At 39.8% G+C, this 24,002-nt stretch carries 27 protein-coding genes and 1 riboswitch; of the genes, 25 read left to right on the top strand and 2 right to left on the bottom strand.

Annotated elements, in window-relative coordinates:
• The first annotated feature begins 10 nt into the window (after positions 1-10).
• Positions 11-117: riboswitch (TPP riboswitch) on the top strand.
• Between the two features lie 164 nt (positions 118-281).
• From thiT to spoVM, 3 genes are all read left to right on the top strand, one after another.
• Positions 282-851, top strand: a complete 570-nt coding sequence (gene thiT / locus M3206_RS02475) for an energy-coupled thiamine transporter ThiT (RefSeq protein ID WP_251310918.1) — start codon at positions 282-284, stop codon at positions 849-851.
• Complete coding sequence (locus M3206_RS02470) at positions 848-1,492, top strand: thiamine diphosphokinase (RefSeq protein ID WP_251310917.1); 645 nt, start codon at positions 848-850, stop codon at positions 1,490-1,492. The genes thiT and M3206_RS02470 overlap by 4 nt, the downstream gene beginning before the upstream one ends.
• 106 nt (positions 1,493-1,598) lie before the next feature.
• The gene (gene spoVM / locus M3206_RS02465; RefSeq protein WP_066240671.1) at positions 1,599-1,679 is read left to right on the top strand and encodes a stage V sporulation protein SpoVM; all 81 of its coding nucleotides are present in this window, start codon (positions 1,599-1,601) and stop codon (positions 1,677-1,679) included.
• A gap of 100 nt (positions 1,680-1,779) precedes the next feature.
• On the opposite strand, the gene rpmB is transcribed toward spoVM, so the two are convergent.
• Positions 1,780-1,968 (bottom strand): 50S ribosomal protein L28, encoded by a 189-nt coding sequence (rpmB, locus tag M3206_RS02460; RefSeq protein ID WP_066240673.1) that lies wholly within the window; start codon positions 1,966-1,968, stop codon positions 1,780-1,782.
• Positions 1,969-2,202: 234 nt separating this feature from the next.
• Here rpmB and M3206_RS02455 point away from each other — a divergent pair, with 234 nt between their 5' ends.
• The 11 genes from M3206_RS02455 (at position 2,203) to rnc (ending at position 12,958) form a co-directional block, all read left to right on the top strand.
• The gene (locus tag M3206_RS02455) at positions 2,203-2,565 is read left to right on the top strand and encodes an Asp23/Gls24 family envelope stress response protein (RefSeq protein ID WP_066289314.1); all 363 of its coding nucleotides are present in this window, start codon (positions 2,203-2,205) and stop codon (positions 2,563-2,565) included.
• A gap of 15 nt (positions 2,566-2,580) precedes the next feature.
• Positions 2,581-4,254 carry a DAK2 domain-containing protein gene (locus M3206_RS02450; RefSeq protein WP_251310916.1) on the top strand — a complete coding sequence of 558 codons (1,674 nt, stop codon included), beginning with the start codon at positions 2,581-2,583 and terminating at the stop codon, positions 4,252-4,254.
• 313 nt (positions 4,255-4,567) lie between these two features.
• Complete coding sequence (sdaAB, locus tag M3206_RS02445) at positions 4,568-5,230, top strand: L-serine ammonia-lyase, iron-sulfur-dependent subunit beta (RefSeq protein ID WP_251310915.1); 663 nt, start codon at positions 4,568-4,570, stop codon at positions 5,228-5,230.
• 14 nt (positions 5,231-5,244) lie between these two features.
• Positions 5,245-6,132 (top strand): L-serine ammonia-lyase, iron-sulfur-dependent, subunit alpha, encoded by an 888-nt coding sequence (gene sdaAA, locus M3206_RS02440; RefSeq protein ID WP_251310914.1) that lies wholly within the window; start codon positions 5,245-5,247, stop codon positions 6,130-6,132.
• A 7-nt stretch (positions 6,133-6,139) separates the two neighbouring features.
• Entirely contained in the window at positions 6,140-8,176 is a 2,037-nt protein-coding gene (gene recG / locus M3206_RS02435; RefSeq protein ID WP_425590695.1) for an ATP-dependent DNA helicase RecG, read from the top strand.
• Between the two features lie 176 nt (positions 8,177-8,352).
• Positions 8,353-8,925 (top strand): transcription factor FapR, encoded by a 573-nt coding sequence (gene fapR, locus M3206_RS02430; protein ID WP_251310912.1) that lies wholly within the window; start codon positions 8,353-8,355, stop codon positions 8,923-8,925.
• A 6-nt stretch (positions 8,926-8,931) separates the two neighbouring features.
• Positions 8,932-9,930, top strand: coding sequence for a phosphate acyltransferase PlsX (gene plsX, locus M3206_RS02425; RefSeq protein WP_251310911.1), 999 nt, complete (start codon positions 8,932-8,934; stop codon positions 9,928-9,930).
• Between the two features lie 3 nt (positions 9,931-9,933).
• A complete protein-coding gene (gene fabD / locus M3206_RS02420; RefSeq protein ID WP_251310910.1) occupies positions 9,934-10,884 on the top strand; it encodes an ACP S-malonyltransferase in 951 nt (316 codons plus the stop codon).
• Entirely contained in the window at positions 10,877-11,617 is a 741-nt protein-coding gene (fabG, locus tag M3206_RS02415) for a 3-oxoacyl-[acyl-carrier-protein] reductase (protein ID WP_251310909.1), read from the top strand. Before fabD ends, fabG begins: the two co-directional genes overlap by 8 nt.
• Before the next feature lie 212 nt (positions 11,618-11,829).
• On the top strand, positions 11,830-12,063 hold the full coding sequence (gene acpP, locus M3206_RS02410) for an acyl carrier protein (RefSeq protein ID WP_066289334.1): 234 nt from the start codon (positions 11,830-11,832) through the stop codon (positions 12,061-12,063).
• Between the two features lie 178 nt (positions 12,064-12,241).
• Entirely contained in the window at positions 12,242-12,958 is a 717-nt protein-coding gene (gene rnc, locus M3206_RS02405) for a ribonuclease III (RefSeq protein WP_251311038.1), read from the top strand.
• A gap of 47 nt (positions 12,959-13,005) precedes the next feature.
• On the opposite strand, the gene M3206_RS02400 is transcribed toward rnc, so the two are convergent.
• Positions 13,006-13,230 (bottom strand): DUF1128 domain-containing protein, encoded by a 225-nt coding sequence (locus tag M3206_RS02400; protein ID WP_251310908.1) that lies wholly within the window; start codon positions 13,228-13,230, stop codon positions 13,006-13,008.
• A gap of 271 nt (positions 13,231-13,501) precedes the next feature.
• Here M3206_RS02400 and smc point away from each other — a divergent pair, with 271 nt between their 5' ends.
• From smc to ylqF, 11 genes are all read left to right on the top strand, one after another.
• A complete protein-coding gene (smc, locus tag M3206_RS02395) occupies positions 13,502-17,068 on the top strand; it encodes a chromosome segregation protein SMC (protein WP_251310907.1) in 3,567 nt (1,188 codons plus the stop codon).
• 12 nt (positions 17,069-17,080) lie between these two features.
• On the top strand, positions 17,081-18,070 hold the full coding sequence (gene ftsY / locus M3206_RS02390) for a signal recognition particle-docking protein FtsY (protein ID WP_251310906.1): 990 nt from the start codon (positions 17,081-17,083) through the stop codon (positions 18,068-18,070).
• A 202-nt stretch (positions 18,071-18,272) separates the two neighbouring features.
• On the top strand, positions 18,273-18,596 hold the full coding sequence (locus M3206_RS02385) for a putative DNA-binding protein (RefSeq protein WP_251310905.1): 324 nt from the start codon (positions 18,273-18,275) through the stop codon (positions 18,594-18,596).
• A 15-nt stretch (positions 18,597-18,611) separates the two neighbouring features.
• Entirely contained in the window at positions 18,612-19,958 is a 1,347-nt protein-coding gene (gene ffh / locus M3206_RS02380; protein ID WP_251310904.1) for a signal recognition particle protein, read from the top strand.
• A gap of 82 nt (positions 19,959-20,040) precedes the next feature.
• On the top strand, positions 20,041-20,313 hold the full coding sequence (rpsP, locus tag M3206_RS02375) for a 30S ribosomal protein S16 (protein WP_066393596.1): 273 nt from the start codon (positions 20,041-20,043) through the stop codon (positions 20,311-20,313).
• Positions 20,314-20,333: 20 nt separating this feature from the next.
• Complete coding sequence (locus M3206_RS02370) at positions 20,334-20,561, top strand: KH domain-containing protein (protein WP_077361335.1); 228 nt, start codon at positions 20,334-20,336, stop codon at positions 20,559-20,561.
• Between the two features lie 152 nt (positions 20,562-20,713).
• Positions 20,714-21,232 (top strand): ribosome maturation factor RimM, encoded by a 519-nt coding sequence (gene rimM / locus M3206_RS02365; RefSeq protein WP_251310903.1) that lies wholly within the window; start codon positions 20,714-20,716, stop codon positions 21,230-21,232.
• A gap of 3 nt (positions 21,233-21,235) precedes the next feature.
• Entirely contained in the window at positions 21,236-21,976 is a 741-nt protein-coding gene (gene trmD / locus M3206_RS02360; protein ID WP_251310902.1) for a tRNA (guanosine(37)-N1)-methyltransferase TrmD, read from the top strand.
• A gap of 113 nt (positions 21,977-22,089) precedes the next feature.
• Positions 22,090-22,434: a 50S ribosomal protein L19 gene (gene rplS / locus M3206_RS02355; RefSeq protein WP_066289359.1), complete on the top strand. Its 345-nt coding sequence runs from the start codon at positions 22,090-22,092 to the stop codon at positions 22,432-22,434.
• 84 nt (positions 22,435-22,518) lie between these two features.
• Positions 22,519-23,070, top strand: coding sequence for a signal peptidase I (lepB, locus tag M3206_RS02350; RefSeq protein WP_077361329.1), 552 nt, complete (start codon positions 22,519-22,521; stop codon positions 23,068-23,070).
• An 11-nt stretch (positions 23,071-23,081) separates the two neighbouring features.
• Positions 23,082-23,942, top strand: coding sequence for a ribosome biogenesis GTPase YlqF (gene ylqF / locus M3206_RS02345; protein ID WP_251310901.1), 861 nt, complete (start codon positions 23,082-23,084; stop codon positions 23,940-23,942).
• Positions 23,943-24,002: the final 60 nt, after the last annotated feature.

The raw sequence follows: 24,002 nt of genomic DNA, 5'->3' as shown, positions 1-24,002 counted from the left end.
AATTAAAAAAAGTAACCACAGGGGGAGTCCTATTATGGACTGAGAGGGGAGTGTTCTCCCGACCCTTTGAACCTGAAGCTGGGTAATGCCTGCGTAGGGATGTGGAGTCGTATGACTTTATGCATTCAGATGATATGAATCTTAAAGCAACCGCGCTCACATGCCGGTTGCTTTTTTTAGTGGGCTGTTTTTCTAAGTTGTTGTTTCTACTATCACAAAAGCAACGATGAAAGAAGCCAGCTGAAAAAGAACGATAAAATCATTATGCAAGGAGGATTATCATGAAGAACAACAATGTCTCATTATTAACTGAGATTGCGATTATGTCTGCACTTTCACTTATATTAGGACTGATAAAATTTAATGGAGTATGGCCGCAAGGAGGTTCAGTTTCTCTAGAAATGGTGCCGATTTTTCTAATGGCATTTAGAAGGGGATTAAAAGCGGGCATTTTTACAGGGTTAGCAGTAGGGATGCTTCAGTTGCTTGTAAATCCTTATATCATACACCCAGCTCAACTTATATTAGATTACCCGCTAGCTTTCGCTCTAGCTGGTGTAGCAGGGGCATTTGCACCTTCCATTACCCAAAAAACAACAAAAAGAACCGTATTAATGATAACAGGAATTTTTATAGGATGTGCATTAAGACTAGCATCACATGTAATGTCTGGCGTGATTTTCTTTAGTGAATATGCGGAAGAGATGAATGTATGGCTATATTCTATTTTTTACAATGGATCGTTTATGATCGTTATCTTTGCGATTACATCACTAGTTGTCATCTTATTAACGAATACATCTCCTAGGTTATTACACGCAGCAAGAAAGGGTCACCATCAGGCGGCATGAAGATTAGAATAGTAGCCGGAGGTCCAGAACCTCTAATTCCTGACCTTAAAAACTATAATAACTCAGCAAGTGATCTGTGGATCGGAGTCGATAGAGGTACATTCGTGCTCGTGCAGAAAGGAATCATGCCTGATTATGCTTTCGGTGATTTCGATTCTGTCACTTCTGCAGAAAAGGAAATCATCAAGAAAGCGGATATCAGACTGAATCAATATCAGTCTGAAAAAGATCATACGGATTTGGAACTGGCGCTTCAATGGGCTGTCGATCAAAATCCAGAAGAAATTCTTTTATTCGGTGCAACTGGAGGCAGGCTGGATCATGAAATGATGAACATCCAGCTTCTTTATAGAACCATTTCTAGCAATATTGATGTGAAAGTGATAGATATTAAAAATGAAATTTCCTTGAAGTCGCCTGGAACTTATAAGATTGAAAGAGAGAAACCATATTCTTATATTTCCTTTTTGGCGTTTCAGGGAGAAGTTAAAGGGATAACACTTAAAGGATTCAAGTATCCTTTAGAAAAAGCATCACTGGGAGTTGGCCGTTCACTCTGTATATCAAATGAGCTTGTAAATAAAAGTGGTACTTATTCTTTCGACTCTGGCATAATATTGATGGTAAAGAGCCATGATTAAATAAATCATGGAAAACAGGCCCCGAGACACCTTTTTATACAACGGGGAATATTCTATGGTAGTGTTTTGCTCTTATCATTTTTTATGGGCCTGGAGGAGGGGTAAGATGAAATTTTATACCATTAAACTTCCTAGATTTTTAGGGGGATTCGTACGTGCCATCTTAGGTTCTTTTAAAAAAGGATAACAAACAAAAAAAGCGCCTAAGGCGCTTTTTTTGTTTGGGTTATTTCAGAGTTGAAAATAGGCAATAAAAAAAACAGCAGCTTTTTGCTGCCGTTCTTTTATTAAACGCGTTCAACTTTACCTGATTTAAGTGCACGAGCAGATACGTATACGCGCTTAGGCTTTCCGTCCACAAGAATGCGAACCTTTTGGACATTAGCTCCCCAGCTTTTCTTTGATTTGTTCATTGCGTGAGAACGCTTGTTACCAGTTTTAGGTCCTTTTCCAGTAATAAAACATTTACGAGCCATAGTAGGTGAACCTCCTTTACAGCAAAAAAGCTTTGCATCAATTCAATCGTATGTTAAATACTAAATAATATTAGCATGACTCTCTTTCTATTGCAACATATTCATGATGGATTTCAAGTAAATTCCCTTGACAATACTATTTGCATAGTGTGAAATGTACTAGTCCTTTCAAAAAAGCCTAATGTATAGTAAAATATTTGTTAGCCATTTAACAATTTAAAGGGGGATGTAAACATGTCCATTGAAATGAAAACGACTTATGGTCAAATTGATATTTCTAACGAAGTAATCGCTACGATCGCTGGCGGTGCAGCAATTGATTGTTACGGAATTGTTGGCATGGCATCAAGAAAGCAATTAAAGGACGGATTAACTGAACTTTTAGGACGTGAAAATTTCTCCCGAGGGATCGTTGTCCGACAAGAGGAAGATGAAGTACATATTGATATGTATATCATTGTAAGCTACGGAACAAAGATTTCTGAAGTGGCTCATAATGTTCAGAACAAAGTGAAATATACCCTGGATCAAATGCTTGGATTGGCGGTTGACTCAGTCAATATCTATGTTCAGGGTGTCAGGGTGACAACCCCTTAGTTAGGAGGAAGTTTTGTGTCTTTAAAAGTATTAGACGGAAAAAAGTTTGCAAAAATGGTGCTCGAGGGTGCTTCAAACTTATCTAGAAACGCAGCAATGGTCGATGCACTTAATGTATTTCCTGTACCAGATGGTGATACTGGAACGAACATGAACTTAACGATCACCTCTGGTGCAAAGGAAGTTGAGAAAAACACTTCAAGCCAAGTCGGCACAGTAGCAAATGCGTTCGCTAAAGGGCTGCTGATGGGAGCAAGAGGGAACTCTGGCGTTATACTATCACAGTTGTTCAGAGGCTTTTCTAAATCGATTGAAGGAAAAGAAAGCATTACTGCGGCGGAGTTTGCTAACGCGTTTGATAAAGGTGTTGAAACTGCATATAAAGCAGTTATGAAGCCTGTCGAAGGTACCATTTTAACAGTAGCAAAAGACGCTGCAAAAAAAGCAGTCAAAGAAGCGAAAAAGTCAGACGATGTCCTTCACATCATGAAGGAACTTGTTAAAGAATCTAAAGCTTCCTTAAATCGTACACCAGACCTGCTTCCTGTCTTAAAAGAAGTAGGCGTTGTAGATTCAGGCGGGCAAGGTCTTGTCACTGTATATGAAGGATTCTTAGCTGTATTGGAAGGTAAAGAGCTGCCGAAAGTATCGGCTAATGCTCCTTCAATGGGTGATCTTGTCAACGCTGAACATCACAAAGCTCAAATACACATGAAAACGGAAGATATCCACTTTGGATACTGCACAGAGTTCATGGTGAAATTTGAAGAAAACAAGACGAAGATCAATCCGTTTGATGAAATAAACTTCCGAAATGAACTCGCCGAGCATGGTGATTCTCTTCTCGTTGTTGCTGATGATGAAGTAGTAAAAGTTCATATTCATACTGAACAGCCTGGCAACATGCTGACTCTTGCTCAACGTTATGGGAGTTTGATCAACATTAAGATTGAAAATATGCGTGAACAGCATTCGGCGATCTTAGAAAGCGAAAACGAATTAGTTCCTTCTTATTCTCAACCTGCTGAGAAAAAGAAAGAATACGGAATGGTTACTGTTGCTATGGGAGAAGGAATAGAAGAAATGTTTTCTTCTATGGGAGCCTCCGTTATCCAAGGCGGGCAAACGATGAACCCAAGTACAGAAGACATCGTACGGGCTATTTCAGAAGTGAATGCAGAAAAAGTATTCATTCTTCCTAACAACAGCAATATCATCATGGCTTCTGAACAAGCTGCAAGCGTAGTCGATCAAGAAGTTGTGATCATCCGTACGAAGACGGTTCCACAAGGTATCGCGTCTATCTTAGCGTTCAACCCTTCCGCTGACATGAAGGAAAACGAAAAGAAGATGAACGAAGCTATTTCTTCCGTGAAATCCGGACAAGTCACTTATGCGGTTAGAGACACTTCCATTGATGGAGTGGAAATCGCAAAAGGTGACTTCATGGGAATTTCAGAAGGGAAAATTGTTACTTCGAAGACGAATAAGCTGGAAGTAACGAAAGAACTTTTAGAAAAAATGATGGATGAAGATTCAGAAATCGTAACCATCATCTATGGTGAAGATTCTTCAGAAGATGAAGCACAAGAACTCGCGGACTTCATCGAAGGAAAGTTCCCAGATGCAGAAGCTGAACTCCACAACGGAAAACAGCCGATCTACTCATTTATTCTTTCAGTTGAATAAAATGCATTGTCTTATTTAAAAATTGTTGTTCAGTAATGTTATTCATTTTCTTCTTCGACCAATTGATTGGAGCGGAAGATGCGAGACTCCTGTGGATTAGTGGGACAGGTGAGACTAAAAACGCAAAGCGCTAGGAGGCTCACCGCCCGCCCCGCGGAAAGCGAGCATTCTGGAATGGGGATCAATTCCCTCCAGCGAACAACAAATTATAATACAGACATAACCAAAGTATTCTCTCTTAAACTTAAAGTGTGATAAAGTTAAGAGGGAATACTTATTTTAATGGGAAAAAACGCAATCGAAGGAGATCGACATGAAATATAAAAGTGTTTTTGATATTATTGGTCCCATCATGATCGGACCATCCAGTTCACATACAGCCGGTGCTGCAAGAATTGGTAGAGTAGCTAGGCATTTATTTGGAAGAAAACCGGAATTTGCTAATATATCTTTCTATGGTTCATTCGCGAAAACATATCGCGGTCATGGTACTGACGTTGCGATAGTCGGTGGAATCCTAGATTACGACACATTTGATACCAGGATTGTGGATGCGCTTACAATAGCAAAACAAGAAGGTATTAAAGTAAAAATGACGGAAGAAGATGCAGTAACAGATCATCCTAATACAGCAAGAGTCATTATAGGGGATAAGGATGATCAGATTGAAGTTGTAGGGATTTCCATTGGTGGAGGAAAGATCGAGATCATAGAATTGAACGGATTCAGTCTGCGACTTTCCGGTAACCACCCTGCCCTTCTTATCGTCCATAATGATAAGTACGGTGCGATCGCTGGTGTAGCAAACATACTCGCGAAGCATGAGATCAATATTGGACATATGGAAGTATCACGGAAAGAAAAAGGGAAAGAAGCATTAATGGTGATTGAAATCGATCAGAACGCGGATGAAGTGATCATTAATGAATTGAGTACTCTTCCAATCGTCCAGCAAGTCGTAAAGATACATGATTAAGAGGTGATGAACGAATGTTTCGTAATGTAGCTGAATTAATAGAATTGGCTGAATCGAAGAAATGCAAAATTGCAGATATTATGATTGAACAAGAGATGGGTGTAACAGGCCGTTCAAGAGATGAAGTAATTTCGTTCATGGACCGAAATTTAACCGTTATGGAAGAGGCTGTTTTAAGAGGGATTACAGAAGACGTTAAATCTCACTCTGGGTTAACGGGAGGAGATGGGAAGCTTCTGCAAGAATATATTAAATCCGGCAAATCGCTTTCCGGAGATTTAATGCTTGATGCAGTGAGTAAAGCAATGGCCACGAACGAAGTAAATGCTGCAATGGGAACGATCTGTGCAACACCAACTGCCGGATCTGCAGGCGTTGTACCAGGAACTTTATTCGCCTTAAAAGAAAAGCTGAAACCTGAAAGGGACCAAATGATCGAATACCTGTTCACAGCAGGAGCTTTCGGGTTCGTTGTAGCTAACAATGCATCCATTTCAGGAGCTGCAGGAGGCTGTCAGGCAGAGGTGGGATCAGCAACTGGAATGGCAGCAGCAGCTATTGTAGAATTAGCTGGCGGTACTCCTTCGCAGGCAGCAGAAGCTATGGCCATCGCCTTAAAGAACATGCTGGGTCTCGTTTGTGATCCAGTCGCAGGTCTTGTAGAAGTACCATGTGTAAAAAGAAACGCGATGGGAGCTAGCAATGCAATTGTTGCAGCAGATATGGCTTTAGCTGGTATCGTAAGCAAAATTCCTTGTGATGAAGTTATTGACGCTATGTATAAGATTGGTCAGTCTATGCCTTCTGCACTTCGTGAAACCGCTCAAGGCGGTCTTGCTGCTACTCCAACTGGAAGAGAGCTTGAGGCGAAAATCTTTGGCATCCCGTTGAACGAGAAGTGATGGAATGATGATTACGGAGTCAATAACGGCCGTTCAAGGAATCGGTGACAAAAAAGCAGAAGAATTAGCAAGTTTGGGTATCTATAATGTTCAGGACTTAATAGAATATTTGCCTTATCGTTACGAAGATTATCAGAAAAAAGATTTATCAGATATCGCACACGATGAAAAAGCAACTATTGAAGGGAAGGTTCATTCTGAGCCTTCTCTACGTTATTTTCCTAAGAAAAAATCAAGACTCTCATTTCGAATGTTGATCGGAAAATATTTGATCACGGCTGTAATCTTTAATCGGCCATTCTTAAAAAGTCAAATAAGCCTTGGCCAATCCTTGACGCTTACAGGGAAATGGGACCGAAATAAAATGACCTTAACCGTAAGTGATGTTCATTTTGGTCCATTCTCCGATGAAAGAAAAATAGAGCCCGTCTACTCTGTTAAGGGTACATTGCATGGAAAAACCATGAGGAAATTCATGTATCAAGCGTTCAAACAATTTTCTGGGCAGGTTCCAGATCCTTTACCTGAAAAACTTCGTGAAGCTTATCGTTTGCCTGAAAAAGAAGCAGCCTTAAGAATGATGCATTTTCCAGAGAACTTTCAGATGCTAAAGGCCGGAAGAAGAAGACTCGCTTACGAAGAATTACTATTTTTTCAATTAAAAATGCAGATTTTCAGAAAGTGGAACAGACAGCAATCTGAAGGTGCTTCGATTTTATACGATAGATCTAAAGTTGATCTGTTTATTCAATCCCTTCCGTTTCAGCTTACAGAAGCGCAGAAGCGGGTAGTAGAAGAGATCTTAAAAGACCTTTCTGATACAAGTAGAATGAACAGGCTCCTGCAAGGTGATGTGGGTTCAGGAAAAACTGTAGTTGCTGCGATCGCACTGTATGCTGCTGTAACAGCGAACAGACAAGGTGCACTTATGGTACCTACCGAAATCCTTGCAGAACAGCATTTTCAATCTTTAAAGGAACTGTTTCAACCATTTGGCATTACCGTAGCATTGTTAACGAGCTCGGTTAAAGGAAAACTGCGAAAAGAAACGCTGAGCTTGTTGAGCGAAGGTGAGATTCACATCATGGTAGGTACGCATGCTTTGATTCAAGATGAAGTGAATTTTAACAACCTAGGATTGGTTATAACAGATGAGCAACATAGATTTGGTGTAAATCAGAGAAGAGTTCTAAGAGAAAAAGGGGAAAAACCTGATGTTCTCTTTATGACGGCTACACCTATCCCCCGTACACTCGCCATTTCAGCCTTCGGGGATATGGATGTTTCTACAATCGATGTGATGCCTGCAGGAAGAAAGCCAATCATTACACACTGGGCAAAGCATGGAATGTTAGAACGTGTTCTTGATTTTATAAGAAAAGAAATTATGAACGGCAGACAAGCCTATGTGATTTGTCCTCTAATCGAAGAATCAGAAAAAGTAGATGTTCAAAATGCGATAGATGTGCATGCTCAAATGAGCCAATACTTTCATGAATATGAAGTGGGATTAATGCACGGGAGGCTGCACTCTTCGGAGAAAGATGAAGTAATGCGTAAATTTGCGTCAAATGAATGTCAGATCCTTGTTTCAACGACTGTCGTTGAAGTAGGTGTGAATGTCCCAAATGCGACGATCATGGTGATCTATGATGCTGAACGATTTGGGTTATCACAGCTGCATCAGCTGCGAGGAAGGGTTGGAAGAGGCAGTGAACAATCCTATTGTATTCTGATCGCTGATCCAAAGACAGAAGAAGGTCAAGAACGTATGAGAATCATGACGGAGACGACTAATGGTTTTGAACTCTCAGAAAAAGATTTAGAGCTTCGTGGACCAGGAGATTTCTTTGGCAACAAGCAGAGTGGTCTCCCAGAATTTAAAGTTGCTGACCTTGTACATGATTATCGAATTTTAGAGACTGCAAGAAATGATGCGGCGAAACTGGTAAATTCGGATGAGTTCTGGACGGACTCTACGTCTAGGTTAATCAGAGAGATCCTAACCGATCAAGGTGTATTGGATAAGGAAAGGCTCGATTAATTCTTGAAAGTTGTATTCTGATACTATATACTACTATTAGTACCAGCTCTTAATAGCAGAAAAACATACAGCAGGTACGCCGTAACACGGCGCCTGCTTTTCTAACGCCCTTCATTTGAAGAGAGAGTAATCTTTCTCATAAATGGAACCTTTTTAACGGAAGAAGGAAAGTATTTATGAAAAAAACAAAACGGGAGCGGCAAGAGCTGCTAAAGGAAACGATAAAACAGACCCCTTTTATTACGGATGAGGAACTGGCTGAAAAGTTCAGTGTTAGTGTCCAGACCATACGTTTAGATCGACTGGAACTTTCGATACCAGAGCTCCGAGAGAGGATTAAGACAGTTGCCCAGACAAAACTGGATGATGTTAAGGCACTCCCTCTGGAAGAAGTGATTGGTGAAATTATTGACCTTCAGTTGGATGAGTCAGCAATCTCTATTCTGGATATAAAAGAAGAACATGTATTTTCGCGCAACAAGATCGCAAGGGGACATCATGTCTTTGCACAGGCAAACTCTCTTGCAGTGGCAATCATTAATGACGAACTCGCTTTAACTGCACGTGCAAACATACGTTTTTCTCGAACAGTTAGAGTTGGCGAAAGGATCGTCGCAAAAGCGAAAGTGATCGAAAAAGGCTCAGAACGGACAACTGTTGAAGTCAATAGCTATGTAGAAAAAGAGCTTGTCTTCCACGGTGAGTTTACGATGTTTAGATCAAAACAAGATTCAAAGGAAGGAAGTTAAATCAGCATGATTATCGCAATTGATGCAATGGGCGGTGACAACGCACCGAAAGAAATCGTAAAAGGTGCATTGCTGGCTGTTGAACAATATCCTGAACTCCAGATCACGTTAATTGGTGACCAGGACAAAATTAATGAACATTTACCGAAGGATCATTCTTTTAAAATTATTCATACAACAGAAGTGATCGAAACGGCTGAAGAACCGGTTCGTGCAGTACGCCGAAAAAAAGAAGCTTCAATGGTTCTGGCTGCAAATGAAGTAAAGACAGGTAATGCAGATGCCTATATTTCAGCTGGTAATACAGGAGCTCTTATGGCCAGCGGACTCTTTTATGTGGGCAGAATTAAAGGGATCGAACGCCCGGCGTTAGCTCCAACACTCCCAACTCTTAACGGGAAAGGATTCTTATTCTTGGATGTTGGGGCAAACATGGATGCTAAACCAGAACACCTCTTACAATATGCACTGATGGGTTCAGTCTATTGTAAAGAAGTTAGGGGAATTGAAAATCCTCGCGTTGGATTGCTTAACGTGGGTACAGAAAATGAAAAAGGAAATGCTTTAACAAAGGCTGCTTTTCCTTTGCTGCAGGAAGCTAATATTCATTTTGTTGGTAACGTTGAATCTAGAGATCTATTAATGGGAGCGGCAGATATAGTCGTTTGTGATGGGTTTGCGGGTAACCTTGTGTTGAAATCGATTGAAGGTACAGCAATGAGCATGTTTTCCATGATCAAAGATACACTCACTTCAAGCTTTACGAGCAAACTAGCAGCAGGTGTATTAAAACCGAAGCTAAGAGGAATTAAAGATAAACTTGACTATACGGAATATGGTGGAGCAGGATTGTTTGGATTAGCCGCACCTGTCATTAAAGCACATGGTTCATCAAATGCAAATGCCGTGTTAAATGCGATCAGACAAACAAAAGATATGGTAGACAAGGATGTTGTAAACACAATTTTAAGCCATATTCAGCCTGACAGCCAAAAGGAGGAATAACTGATGGGTAAAATCGCCTTTCTATTTCCTGGACAAGGGTCTCAATTTGCAGGAATGGGAAAACAATTAGCAGATCAAGAAACACTTGCAAAAGATATCTTTAATAAAGCGGATGAAGTTTTGAAATTCGATCTTTCGAAGATTATTTTTGAAGGTCCTGATGAACTTTTAAAGAAAACCGAGAATACTCAGCCAGCATTACTTACTGTATCAACAGCTGTTCTTGAGGTTCTTAACAAACATGGTATTTCTCCTGACTACACGGCTGGTCATAGTTTAGGGGAATATTCAGCACTTGTTGCAGCTGGCAGTATTTCGTTTGAAGATGCGGTCTATGCAGTGAGACACCGCGGGCTTTTAATGGAAGAAGCTGTTCCTGCAGGTGTAGGAACAATGGCAGCGATTATCGGTTTCGACCAAGAACGCCTTGAGGCCATTACAGCTGAAGTTTCAGAGTCCGGAGAAAGTGTACAGGTGGCAAACTTAAACTGCCCGGGTCAAATTGTTATTTCTGGAACAGTAAAAGGTGTTGAAGAAGCGGGCAAGAAAGCGAAAGAAGAAGGCGCTAAAGTCATTCCATTGCAAGTCAGCGGTCCTTTTCACTCTTCACTTATGAAACCGGCAGCAGAAAAATTTGAAGAAATTTTATCAAACATCACCATACAAGATGCGAAAACACCTGTAATCGCAAACGTAACAGCGAAACCTGTTACATCTAAAGAAGACATTAAATCGAAGCTGATCGAACAATTGTATTCTCCCGTACGCTGGGAAGAAACAATCAGAGAGTTAATGGATGCTGGTGTAGACACATTCATTGAAATCGGACCTGGAAAAGTTTTATGTGGTCTTGTAAAAAAGGTAAATCGCCGAGCTAATGTGTTCGCGATCGGAGATATGGATTCAATGAAGCAAGCTTTAGAGAAACTGAAAGGAGAATCTGTTGATGCTTAATAATAAATCGGTATTAGTAACAGGTGCTTCACGAGGTATTGGTCGGGCCATTGCCTTATATTTTGCAAAAAATGGAGCGAAAGTAGCGGTCAACTATTCTGGAAGCGAAGAAAAAGCGAATGAGGTAGTTGAAGAAATTAAAGCAAACGGCGGAACAGCTTTTGCGATCAAGGCTGATATTTCTAGTTCAGACGATGTAACAAACATGATCAAGACTGTTATCGATGAATTTGGTAGTCTTGATGTACTTGTGAACAACGCTGGAATTACGAGAGATAACCTTTTAATGCGAATGAAGGAAGAAGACTGGGATGCGGTCATAAACACAAACTTAAAAGGTGTATTCTTGACAACAAAAGCTGTTACAAGACAGATGATGAAACAAAGAAGTGGCCGTATTATCAATATTGCTTCAATCGTTGGTGTTTCAGGAAATGCTGGGCAAGCCAACTATGTAGCGGCAAAAGCTGGAGTGATCGGGCTTACAAAAACGTCTGCTAAGGAGCTTTCTTCAAGAGGAATTACGGTTAATGCCATTGCTCCTGGATTCATCGAAACAGATATGACAGGAAAACTTGAAGAAGGTATAAAAGAAGATATGCTAAGAAATATTCCGCTTGCTCGTTTCGGTCAACCAGATGATATCGCAGCAGCTGCAGCTTTTCTAGCAAGTGATGCTAGCTCATATATTACCGGTCAGACCCTGCACGTTGACGGCGGAATGGTGATGTAATCAAGCTTTTTATGTGTCTTTAATAAAGATATTTCTAATAGGCTGTTGTTGTGTCTCGTACCTTTATGAATGTAAGATGTGAGGCGCCTACTAAATTCTACCTCTTGTGAAGACATTAATAAATTTAAAAAAACAGACCAATTAATACATCGGAAACCCTCTAGTTTTTTTAGAGGAAAAAGCATATACTATTGAAAGGAGGTGACACACAAATGGCAGACGTTTTAGAAAGAGTTTCGAAGATTGTTGTTGACCGTCTAGGTGTTGACGCGTCTGAGGTTAAGCCTGAAGCTTCCTTTAAAGAGGATCTAGGTGCAGACTCTCTTGATGTAGTGGAACTAGTTATGGAACTTGAGGATGAGTTCGAACTAGAGATTTCTGATGAAGATGCTGAAAAAATTGCAACTGTTGGTGACGTTGTAGATTACATAAACAGCAAACAATAAGGTTTTACGGATAAAGTCCCGATGAAAAATGCGGGGCTTTCTTCCCTTTTTGGGGAGAAAACAGTAGTAAATAGCCCTTTTACGAGATTTTTGGAGGAAGTGTATGAAAGGTTCAAAACATCAATCAACTCAAAATAAAACAATAAAAAACCGCTTTAAATCGGCTTCCAAAAAGGGCATGGATGACAGAGTGCGCATCCAGAAAGTAGCCCCTCTTCAGGACCGTTTAAACATCCAGTTTGAAAATGTAAAATTACTAGCTCAAGCTTTTACCCATTCATCATATGTGAATGAGCATCGAGGAAGAACATTCGAGGATAATGAAAGATTAGAATTTCTAGGCGATGCTGTTCTAGAATTGACCATTTCCCAATACTTGTACAGCAAGTTTACGAACATGAGTGAAGGTGAACTCACAAAGCTCAGAGCAGCTATCGTCTGTGAACCATCATTGGTATTGTTCGCTAACGATCTGCACTTTGGTGACTATGTACTTCTGGGAAAAGGAGAAGAGAACACGGGTGGACGAACACGGCCTGCTTTATTAGCGGATGTTTTCGAGGCCTTTATAGGAGCACTGTATCTTGATCAAGGACTCGAAAAAGTGAAAGAGTTTTTAAATCAGTACGTTGTACCACGAATTAATGAAGGTGCTTTTTCTCATGTGATGGATTTTAAGAGCCAGCTGCAAGAATATGTTCAGCGTGAAGGGTTGGGGCATATTGATTATAGGATTGTACAGGAAAAAGGACCTGCGCATAACAGGGAATTTGTGTCTGAGGTCAGGCTGAATGATGCTCCTTTTGGTATCGGATATGGAAGATCCAAAAAAGAAGCCGAACAACATGCTGCACAAGAAGCGATTGAAAAAGTAAAGAAGAAATCAAACCAATAAGTAAACCCCCTTAAAGGTGAATGCCAGATAAGGGGGTTTCTATTATTTTATCTTTTTTTAAGAGATGCGAGTTCTTCGATGATTCCTTCCATATCTCTTATGCTGAACGAAGGCATCTTCATGACCATGTCATACAGCTCTTTAATATCGTCGTATTTGTTAAGTTCATAATCTTCAGGCTGAATCAATCCGCTGTTAACGAGTTGCAGTTTTTTCTTTAAGGTCTCAATCATAAAAGATAAGTTCTCGTGATTTTCTTTAGTTAAGTCCATTGTGAAACTCCTTTAGTGTGTAATTAAGAGATACTAAGTCTATGCCGTTCCATTAACTTTCTCTATTTTAGCATACTGTAATCTTTGTGACTATGAGAGAGTAAATCTATGATAAAATAAAACAGTTAGAGAATTTTTTTTACATAATTAAAAGATAGTCAGCTGCTGGGATTTCATCGGGCACTCAGGAAAGACAATCTCATATAAAATTACTGAAATAACCGTTTGAACACGAACGCTTATATAAAGCATGAAAAAGGGGGATTTAAAGATGTTCCTCAAACGAATTGATGTAGCAGGATTTAAATCATTTGCAGAGCGGATCCAAGTAGAATTTGTTCAAGGAGTAACAGCTGTAGTAGGTCCTAATGGAAGCGGAAAGAGTAATATCTCTGATGCTGTAAGATGGGTCTTAGGCGAACAATCTGCAAAGTCACTTCGCGGTTCAAAAATGGAAGATATCATTTTTGCAGGAAGTGATAATCGTAAACCATTGAATGTCGCTGAAGTAACACTCACTCTAGATAATGAAGATCAGCATCTGCCGCTAGATTATAATGAGATTTCTATTACAAGAAGAGTTTATCGCTCTGGGGATAGCGAATATTTAATCAATAAGCAGCAATGCCGATTAAAAGATATTGTTGAATTATTCATGGATTCAGGACTCGGCAGAGAGGCATTTTCAATCATCGGACAAGGCCGTGTAGAAGAAATATTAAGCAGTAAATCAGAAGAAAGAAGAAAGATTTTTGAAGAAGCTGCAGGAGTTTTAAAGTATAAGACAAGAAAACATAAGGCTGAACAGAAACTTTTCGAGACTCAGGAAAACTTAAACAGGGTTGAAGACATCCTTCATGAACTTGAAGGGCAGGTTGAGCCTTTAAAGATACAGGCGTCCATTGCGAAGGATTATCTGGATAAAAAACAAGAATTAGAAATCGTTGAGACTGCTGTTCTCGTTCAAGAGATAGAAGACCTGCACGAACGCTGGGAAAAACAAAAAACATGGGTAGCAGAATTGCAGAAACAAGAATCTGAACTCTCAGCAAAAGTAAAGCAAGGGGAATCTGCCATCGAAAGAGCCAGACTTGATATGCAAGCGATGGATGAATCGATCGATGAACTTCAGGGAGCCCTTCTCTTAGCTAGTGAAACTCTAGAAAAACTAGAAGGCAAAAAAGAGGTTTTAAAAGAGAGAAAAAAAAATTATGATCAGAATAAAACTTCTCTTTTGGAGCAGATTCAGCAACTGAAAGTAAAAAAAGAACAACTAGAAACACAATTACGATCTGAAAAAAGTATTTTGACAGATAAAGAAAAGCAATTAAAAGCGGTTCGCAAACAAGTTTCTGAGGAAGAAAGTCGACTAACCGTCCTTGAAATGGATGTAGAAGCAGAACTCGAAAAATTAAAAAGTGATTATTTTGAACGCTTAAACGAACAAACGACCATTAGAAATGAAATGCGTTATATTGAGGACCAAGCGAAACAGCAGACGTTTAAAAGCAGCAGGCTAGATGAAGAAAACAATAGATTCCTTCAACAAAGAGAAGAAATAAAGAACAAGAGAGAACAAGCGGAAAAGAGTTATAAAGAAGCGGAGGCTCAGTTGAAGGAGAAGCAAGAGGAGTATCAGAAGTTAAAAGCTGCTGTTTCAGTAGAAGAGCAAGAAAGCCGTTCACTTCAAGAGAAATTGTATCAGGCTTACCAATACATTCAACAGTTCAAGTCAAAGAAAGAAATGCTTGAATCCATGCAGGATGAATATGCCGGCTTCATGCAGGGAGTTAAAGAGGTCTTAAAGGCCAAAGAAACCAAGTTACCTGGAATTCAGGGAGCGGTTGCGGAACTATTATCAGTTCCATCTGAGGTTGAAACCGCTATTGAGACTGCTTTAGGAGCTTCTATGCAGCATGTGGTAGTCGATCGTGATCAGAATGCGATGAAAGCTATTCAATTCTTAAAACAAACGAGAGCAGGAAGAGCAACATTCTTACCATTGAATGTAATCAAAAGCCGTAATGTTTCAAGCGCGGATGTTCATAATGCGCGCACTGTAGACGCTTTTGTAGGTGTGGCCGCTGATCTTGTTCAATATGATCAAAAGTATAAGAACATCGTTGGTAACTTATTAGGTAATATTATTATCTCTAGGGATCTAGCGGGTGCTAATGCGATTGCTAAAAAAGTGAACTATCGTTACCGTATCGTCACACTTGAAGGGGATGTAGTCAGTCCTGGAGGCTCCATGTCTGGGGGAAGCCTTAAACAGAAAAGTTCTTCTCTACTAAGCAGACAAAGAGAAGTAGAAGCCTTGACTGAAAAACTAGCGTCCATGCAAAAACAAACACTTAGCTTGGAAGATAAGGTCTCTAAACTTAAAGAAAAAGTTGTAAAAAACAATGAAGCGTTAGACCGACTTCAAGCAGAAGGTGAGAAGCTGAGGGAGCTTGAACAAGAACTCAAGAGTAACCTGCGTGAGCTTGAGATCCAAGAGAAGAGTCTAAACGATAGATTGCAGCTGTATGACCGTGAAAAACATACGTTTGAATCTGAAAAATCGGCTGCTGATCATCGATTATCGAAGCTTAAGAAAAAGCTTGAGGAAGCCGTGAAATCTGGAAATGAACTTGAGAAAACAATCGCTGATCTAACTGAAAAGAAAAAGATGCACCAATCTTCTAAAGAAGAGCTTAGAGAAACGTTGACCAAGTTGAAAATTAAAGCGGCAGAACTTGAACAGCAAGTTGCAAATCAAAAGGAAAAAAGTGTGCGGCTTGAAGAAGAGTTTTCAGATGTAAGTGCAAGAAGTAAAGAAACGGAAGAAGATTATTGGCTTCTTGAAGAAGAAATGAACTCTAGTTCGTCTGGTGAGGATTCACTCGATGAACAGATCATGCAGAAGAGACATGAAAAGAATACAGCTTTAAAATTAATAGCAGAGCGAAGACAAGAAAGGACGGAGTCATTCCGTACGATCGAGTCGATGGAAGTCGAGCTTAAGGAAGCTAAGCGTCAATACAAACAGTTGAGTGATGGATTAAAAACGGAAGAAGTGAGCATTAATAGACTTGATGTTGAACTTGAATCCCGTCTGACTCACTTGAGAGAAGAATATGAGCTCTCCTATGAAGGCGCGAAACTAAAACACAAATTAGAGATACCGTTAGAGGATGCTAAACGAAAAGTAAAGCTGATCAAGATGGCGATCGAAGAGCTAGGTGTCGTAAACTTAGGCGCTATTGAGGAATATGAACGAGTCAGTCAGCGTTATGAATTCCTGATCGAACAAAGGGATGACCTGACAGAAGCGAAAAACACTTTGTATGGTGTGATCTCAGAGATGGATGAAGAAATGAAGAATCGGTTTGAAGAGACCTTTACATCGATCCGATCGCATTTTGGAATCATCTTTAAAGAACTGTTCGGTGGTGGCCGTGCAGACCTAGTTTTGACGCAGCCAGAAGATATGCTTGCTACAGGTGTGGATATCATGGCTCAGCCTCCAGGCAAGAAACTTCAGCAACTAGGGCTGTTATCTGGTGGAGAAAGAGCGTTGACCGCTATTGCACTATTGTTTGCCATCTTAAAGGTTCGTCCTGTTCCGTTTTGTATTTTAGATGAAGTAGAAGCGGCATTGGATGATGCAAACGTGAACCGTTTTGCAAAGTACTTGCGAACATTCAGTAAAGAAACACAGTTTATCGTTGTAACCCACCGAAAGGGTACGATGGAAGAAGCGGATGTATTGTACGGAGTGACCATGCAGGAATCAGGTGTGTCAAAACTTGTATCAGTCCGTTTAGAAGAAACAAAAGAATTGGTAACATCGTAGGGAGGAAATATAGTGAGTTTTTTAAAGAAGTTAAAAGAAAAATTTTCGAATCAACCATCTGAATCCTCTTCAGAAAAATTTAAAGACGGATTAGAAAAAACAAGAAGTTCATTTTCATTTAAAGTGAATGATCTTTTAAAAAGATATCGTAAAGTAGATGAGGAGTTTTTCGAAGAACTTGAGGAGATCTTAATCGGTGCAGACGTAGGGGTCCATACCGTTCTCGATATTATTGATGAGCTTAAAGATGTAGCCCGCACAAAAAACATTAAAGATCCACAAGAGCTCCGTTCAGCAATTACAGAAAAACTTGCTGAGATGCTTCAAAAAGACGATAGTGACAACAAGCTAAACATGCAAACAGATGGGATGACCGTTATTTTATTCGTTGGTGTAAACGGAGTTGGGAAGACTACGACCATTGGTAAGCTTGCTCATCAGCTCAAGAATGACGGCAAGAAAGTCATCCTGGCTGCTGGAGATACATTCCGAGCAGGTGCAATCGATCAGCTGGAAGTTTGGGGAGAGCGTGCTGGCGTAGATGTGATTAAACATCATGAAGGTGCTGACCCAGCTGCGGTGATCTATGACAGTATCCAGGCAGCAAAATCAAGAAAAGCAGATGTCCTTTTATGTGATACTGCCGGACGGCTGCAAAATAAAGTAAATTTAATGAACGAACTTTCAAAAGTTAAACGTGTGATCGAACGTGAAATACCAGGTGCTCCACATGAAGTGCTGCTTGTTGTAGATGCTACAACCGGACAGAACGCGATGAACCAGGCAAAAACCTTTGGACAATCAACAGATGTTACAGGACTTGTTTTAACAAAACTCGATGGAACAGCAAAAGGCGGAATCGTTTTAGCGATCCGTCATGAACTAGATATTCCAGTGAAGTTTGTTGGACTTGGCGAAAAAATCGATGATCTTCAGGAATTTGATCCGGAACAGTTTGTATACGGCTTATTCGCTGGAACAGAAGAGGAAGAAGCAGAGTAAACCTGCTTCTTTTTCTTTGGGTAAGAAATAATCGGAAATTCCATAAAGGTAACGCAATTTTGAAGTGGAAATAATTGATCACATAAAAAAGACTCTAGCACTCATTACCATTTATTCTGTTAAGAAAAAAACTTGACATCTATTTTTTATGGTTGTATAGTATTCACGTAAAGGCATTTCACTTAACAAGGGTTGTGGAACTATGCTTGATAAAACGATGAGAATTAATTATCTTTTTGATTTTTACCAATCATTGCTAACCCCTAAACAAAAGAATTATATGGGCTTATATTATTTAGACGATTATTCTCTCGGTGAAATTGCTGAACAATATAATGTCAGCCGCCAGGCCGTTTATGATAATATTAAACGGACAGAGGCGATGCTAGAAGAATACGAAGAGAAGTTAGGGCTTTTTGCAAAGTTTCAGGAACGTGAACAGTTGCTGTCATCTTTAAGAGAGCTTCTGAAATCTGAACCTGATAACGTACTTGCAATTATCGATCGCCTTGAAAATATGGAATAGGAGGCGTTCAGTGAGATGGCATTTGAAGGTTTAGCCGACCGTCTTCAGAACACTTTACAAAAAATTCGTGGAAAAGGGAAAGTAAATGAAGCGGATGTAAAGGAAATGATGAGGGAAGTACGCCTTGCTCTTCTTGAGGCGGATGTTAACTTTAAAGTGGTAAAAGATTTTGTGAAAAAGGTATCTGAACGTGCAGTTGGTCAGGAAGTATTAAAAAGCCTGACACCTGGACAACAAGTTGTAAAAGTTGTTAATGATGAACTTACGACTTTGATGGGCGGAGAACAAAGCAAGATTGCGGTATCCAACAAGCCCCCGACAGTCATTATGATGGTGGGTCTTCAAGGTGCAGGTAAAACAACGACAACTGGTAAGCTTGCGAACCATTTACGAAAAAAACAAAATCGTAAACCACTTCTTGCTGCAGCTGACATATACCGTCCCGCTGCGATTAAGCAGTTAGAAACGATCGGGAAACAGCTTAATTTTCCAGTGCATCAAATGGGAGACCAAGTTAGTCCCGTAAAAATTGCTGAAACAGCGATTGCGAAAGCAAAAGAAGAGCACCATGACTATGTTCTTATCGATACAGCCGGGCGTTTACACATTGATGAAACGCTCATGGATGAATTAAAACAGGTGAAAGAAACAGCAAAACCTGATGAAATCTTCCTTGTTGTTGATGCGATGACTGGTCAGGACGCGGTAAATGTTGCTGAAAGTTTTAACGAAGCACTTGGAATTACAGGTGTTATTCTTACAAAGCTGGACGGTGACACACGCGGTGGTGCTGCACTTTCTATTAAAGCTGTTACAGGACTCCCTATTAAATTTGTGGGTCTTGGGGAAAAGATGGATGCTCTTGAGCCTTTCCATCCGGACCGAATGGCTTCAAGGATTTTAGGAATGGGCGACATGCTAACACTCATTGAAAAGGCTCAGTCCTCAGTAGATGAAGAGAAAGCTCGTGATCTTCAGAAGAAGATGCGTGATATGTCGTTCACATTTGATGATTTTCTTGATCAGATGGGACAAGTTAGAAATCTTGGACCATTAGATGAAGTACTTGGCATGCTTCCTGGTGCGAATAAGATGAAGGGCCTTAAAAACGTACAGATCGATGAAAAACAGATCGGTCACGTTGAAGCTATCATCCGTTCGATGACTCTTCATGAAAGAGAACAACCTGAAATAATCAATGCCAGCCGTAAAAGACGTATCGCTAAAGGAAGCGGACGGTCTGTACAAGAAGTAAACCGCCTAATCAAACAATTCGAGGACATGAAGAAGATGATGAAACAAATGTCCGGAATGATGAATGGCAAAAAGAAAAAAGGTGGATTTAAATTCCCTTTTATGTAAACTGAATTTTCAGGTTTACAAACCTGTCAATTTATACTATTATATTATTTTGTGTGAACTATTTTCGGAGGTGCAAGATATAATGGCAGTAAAAATTCGTTTAAAGCGTATGGGTGCTAAGAAAGCTCCTTTTTATCGTGTAGTAGTAGCAGATTCTCGTTCTCCTCGTGATGGACGTTTCATCGAAGAGATCGGAACTTACAACCCAGTTGCTAACCCAGCTGAAGTTAAAATTAACGAAGAAAAAGCTCTTGAGTGGATGACAAACGGTGCAAAGCCATCTGACACAGTTCGTAACCTATTCTCAAAAGCTGGTCTAATGGAGAAATTCCATAACGCAAAAAACCAAAAATAATTTGACGAAGGGGAACTGATATGACAGAGTTGATCGAAGCGATTGTGAAAGCTCTAGTTGATCACCCAGAAGAAGTTAGCGTCAAAGAGGTAAAAGAAGGACATCGCCTAGTTTATCAATTATCTGTGAACCAGACTGATATGGGAAAAGTAATCGGTAAACAAGGAAGAGTGGCCAAAGCGATTCGTACTGTTGTAAATGCGGCAGGTACGAATCAAAATAAACGGATTTCAATAGAAATCGTCTAAAAAGGATGAGGGATTCCCTCTTCCTTTTTTTATATTCAAGCTGTTATTTTAGAATTAAATAGGATTGAATAAAAAAGTATACATACCTGTATTTATGATAAACTTTAGACTAGCTAATACTATGAATAAGATGTATGAGAGAAGGTTTTTATATGACGGATAAATGGCTTAACGTAGGAAAGATTGTTAATACACACGGGATAAGAGGAGAAGTCCGTGTCATTTCAAGAACAGATTTTCCTGAAGAACGTTATAAGAAAGGCAATACATTATATGTAGAAAAAAGCCCAGGGGATCTTATCCCTGTAACGATTGAGGCTCATCGGAAACATAAACAGTTTGATCTATTAACGTTTGAAGGCTTACATAATATTAATGATGTTGAATCTTTTAAAGGACATTTATTAAAAGTGCCTAAAGAACAGCAAGTTTCCTTAGAAGAGGGCGAGTTCTTTTATCATGACATCATTGGATGTTCTGTTTTTACAGTGGATGGAGAAGAGCTGGGTAAAGTGAAAGAAATCTTATCGCCAGGTGCGAACGATGTATGGGTAGTTAAACGTAAAGGGTTCGGTTCCGACGTATTAATTCCATACATTCCTTCGGTTGTTAAGAGCGTTGATGTAGAAGCGAAGAAGATTTCAATCGAACCTTTAGAAGGACTGTTTTAATATATGAAAATCGATGTGTTAAGCCTGTTTCCAGATATGTTTTCGGGTGTTTTCGGTCAGTCTATTTTGAAAAAAGCACAAGAAAAAAACGCTGTTCGGCTTCAAGTACATGATTTTCGTGAATACTCAACGAACAGACATCGAAATGTTGATGATTATCCTTATGGTGGAGGAGCAGGGATGGTGTTGACTCCCCAGCCTCTATTTGATGCCGTTGAAAGCTTAACGAAAGAAGCAGCTGAAAAACCAAGGATTATCCTGCTTTGTCCACAAGGAGAGCAGTTTTCTCAAAACAAAGCGGAAGAACTTTCTAAAGAAAAACATTTAATCTTTTTGTGTGGTCACTATGAAGGTTATGATGAGCGGATCAGAGAACATCTCGTTACTGATGAGATTTCTATCGGCGACTACGTCTTAACTGGCGGAGAACTAGGGGCGATGGTCGTAATTGATGCTGTGACAAGGTTGCTCCCAGGTGTGCTTGGAAAAGAAGAATCACATCTAGAGGATTCTTTTAGTACAGGTCTCTTAGAACATCCTCAATATACAAGACCGGCAGATTTTAGAGGGATGAAAGTTCCTGATGTACTTATGTCTGGAAACCATAAAAATATTGAAGAATGGCGAAAGAAAGAGTCTTTGAAACGTACTTATAAAAGACGTCCAGACCTATTAGAGAAAATAGAATTAAGTAAAGAAGAAGAAAAATGGCTGGAAGAAATAAAAGATAATAAAACAACTTGATACTCGTCTAATTTATATGGTATTATATTGTTTGTGGCTTATGCCCGTTTAATCCGGTGTTCCGCTGCTTGATAATCACGCAAGAACATCTATGGGAAGGGAGGCAATAAACTATGCAACAGCTTATTGCAGATCTAGCAAAAGATCAATTAAAATCAGATTTACCAAAATTCCGTTCAGGTGACACTGTACGTGTACACGTGAAAGTAATCGAGGGTACTCGTGAGCGTATCCAGCTTTTTGAAGGTGTTGTTATCAAAAAGCGTGGGTCTGGGATTTCTGAAACGTTTACTGTTCGTAAAATTTCTTACGGTGTTGGAGTGGAGCGTGCGTTCCCTGTACATTCACCTAAGATTGCGAACCTTGAAGTTGTACGTCGCGGTAAAGTACGCCGTGCTAAGCTATACTACTTGCGTGCACTTCGTGGTAAAGCAGCTCGTATTAAAGAAATTCGCTAATAATTCTCGAAAGGAGCTTGACTTACTCAAGCTCCTTTTTCCATATTATAAGTAAGGAATTTCTATAGATGGTGAGGATTAAGAATGGCTCGTACAAAAAACGAAACGTGGGAATGGATTAAAGCACTAGCTGCAGCACTGTTATTGGCAGGTATTATCAGGTTCTTCCTCTTTGCTCCAGTAGTAGTAGATGGGCAATCCATGATGCCAACTCTTCATGATGGAGATCGATTAATTGTAAATAAGTTCAGCTATATGATTGGTGAACCAAACAGATTTGATATCGTCGTCTTTCACGCAACAGAAGAAAAAGATTACATAAAAAGAGTAATCGGTTTGCCAGGAGATACAATCGAGTATAAAGATGATACTCTTTATGTGAATGGCAAAAAGGTGAAAGAAGAATACTTAGAAGCATATAAGAAAAAAACAAAAGACGGGAACTTTACTTATGACTTCACTTTATTAGAAGTAACGGCTAAACAAAAGGTTCCAGAAGGACAATTATTTGTTTTAGGTGATAATCGCCGGAACTCCAGTGATAGCCGGAACATAGGTACCGTTAGTGAAGATGAAATCTTAGGAAAAGCATCATTCCGTTTTTGGCCATTATCGGATATAGGATTTGTAAAGTAGGGTGAACGAACATGACCATTCAATGGTTTCCGGGCCATATGGCAAAAGCGCGCCGGGAGATAACTGAAAAACTAAAAATGATCGATGTGGTTTTCGAACTAGTTGACGCCAGAATTCCTTTAGCGTCACGGAACCCTATGATCGATGAAATACTAGGTGAAAAGCCGCGCATTGTGTTGTTGAACAAAGCAGACCTAGCAGATCCGAAAGTAACGTCAATGTGGCAAGGCTATTTTTCTGATTTAGGAATACCTTCTCTTGCAATAAATTCAAAAGACGGAAAAGGCATTAAGAAGATAGAACCTCTTGCCCATGAACTTGTAAAAGAAAAGTTCGATAAGATGAGAGCAAAAGGAATTGTTAAGCCACGTGCAGTCCGCGCTTTAATTGTCGGTATTCCGAATGTAGGGAAATCCACAATTATTAATAGGATGGCCGGCAAGAACATTGCTATTACAGGTGACAAGCCAGGCGTAACGAAAAAACAGCAGTGGATCAAAGCAGGTAAGACACTGGAACTCTTGGATACTCCAGGTATTCTTTGGCCAAAGTTTGAAGATCAAACGATAGGTCTAAAGCTTGCTGTAACTGGTGCAATAAAAGAAACATTATTTGATTTTACAGAAGTAGTATTGTTCGCTGTGAAATATTTAAGTGAACATTATCAAGAACGTCTGGTTGAGCGTTATAAATTAACGGATATATCTGATGACTCTCTTCGTTTATTTGAGGAAATCGGTAAAAAAAGAGGATGCATCGTAACCGGTGGAGAAGTTGATCTTGAGAAGACAGCAGAGATTGTACTTCGTGATCTACGATCTGAAAAGCTTGGCAGCTTGTCTTATGAGCGGCCATCAGTATCAAGTGAATAAAGTGATAGAACAGGCGCGTATATTCTATGTGCCTGTTTTCTTTGAATCGAATCGATAACG

The sequence above is a fragment of the Fictibacillus phosphorivorans genome, from assembly GCF_023715845.1.
Taxonomy (GTDB): domain Bacteria; phylum Bacillota; class Bacilli; order Bacillales; family Fictibacillaceae; genus Fictibacillus; species Fictibacillus phosphorivorans_D.
Note: the sequence above shows the minus strand (reverse complement) of the source record. Positions and strands in the feature narration are given on the sequence as shown.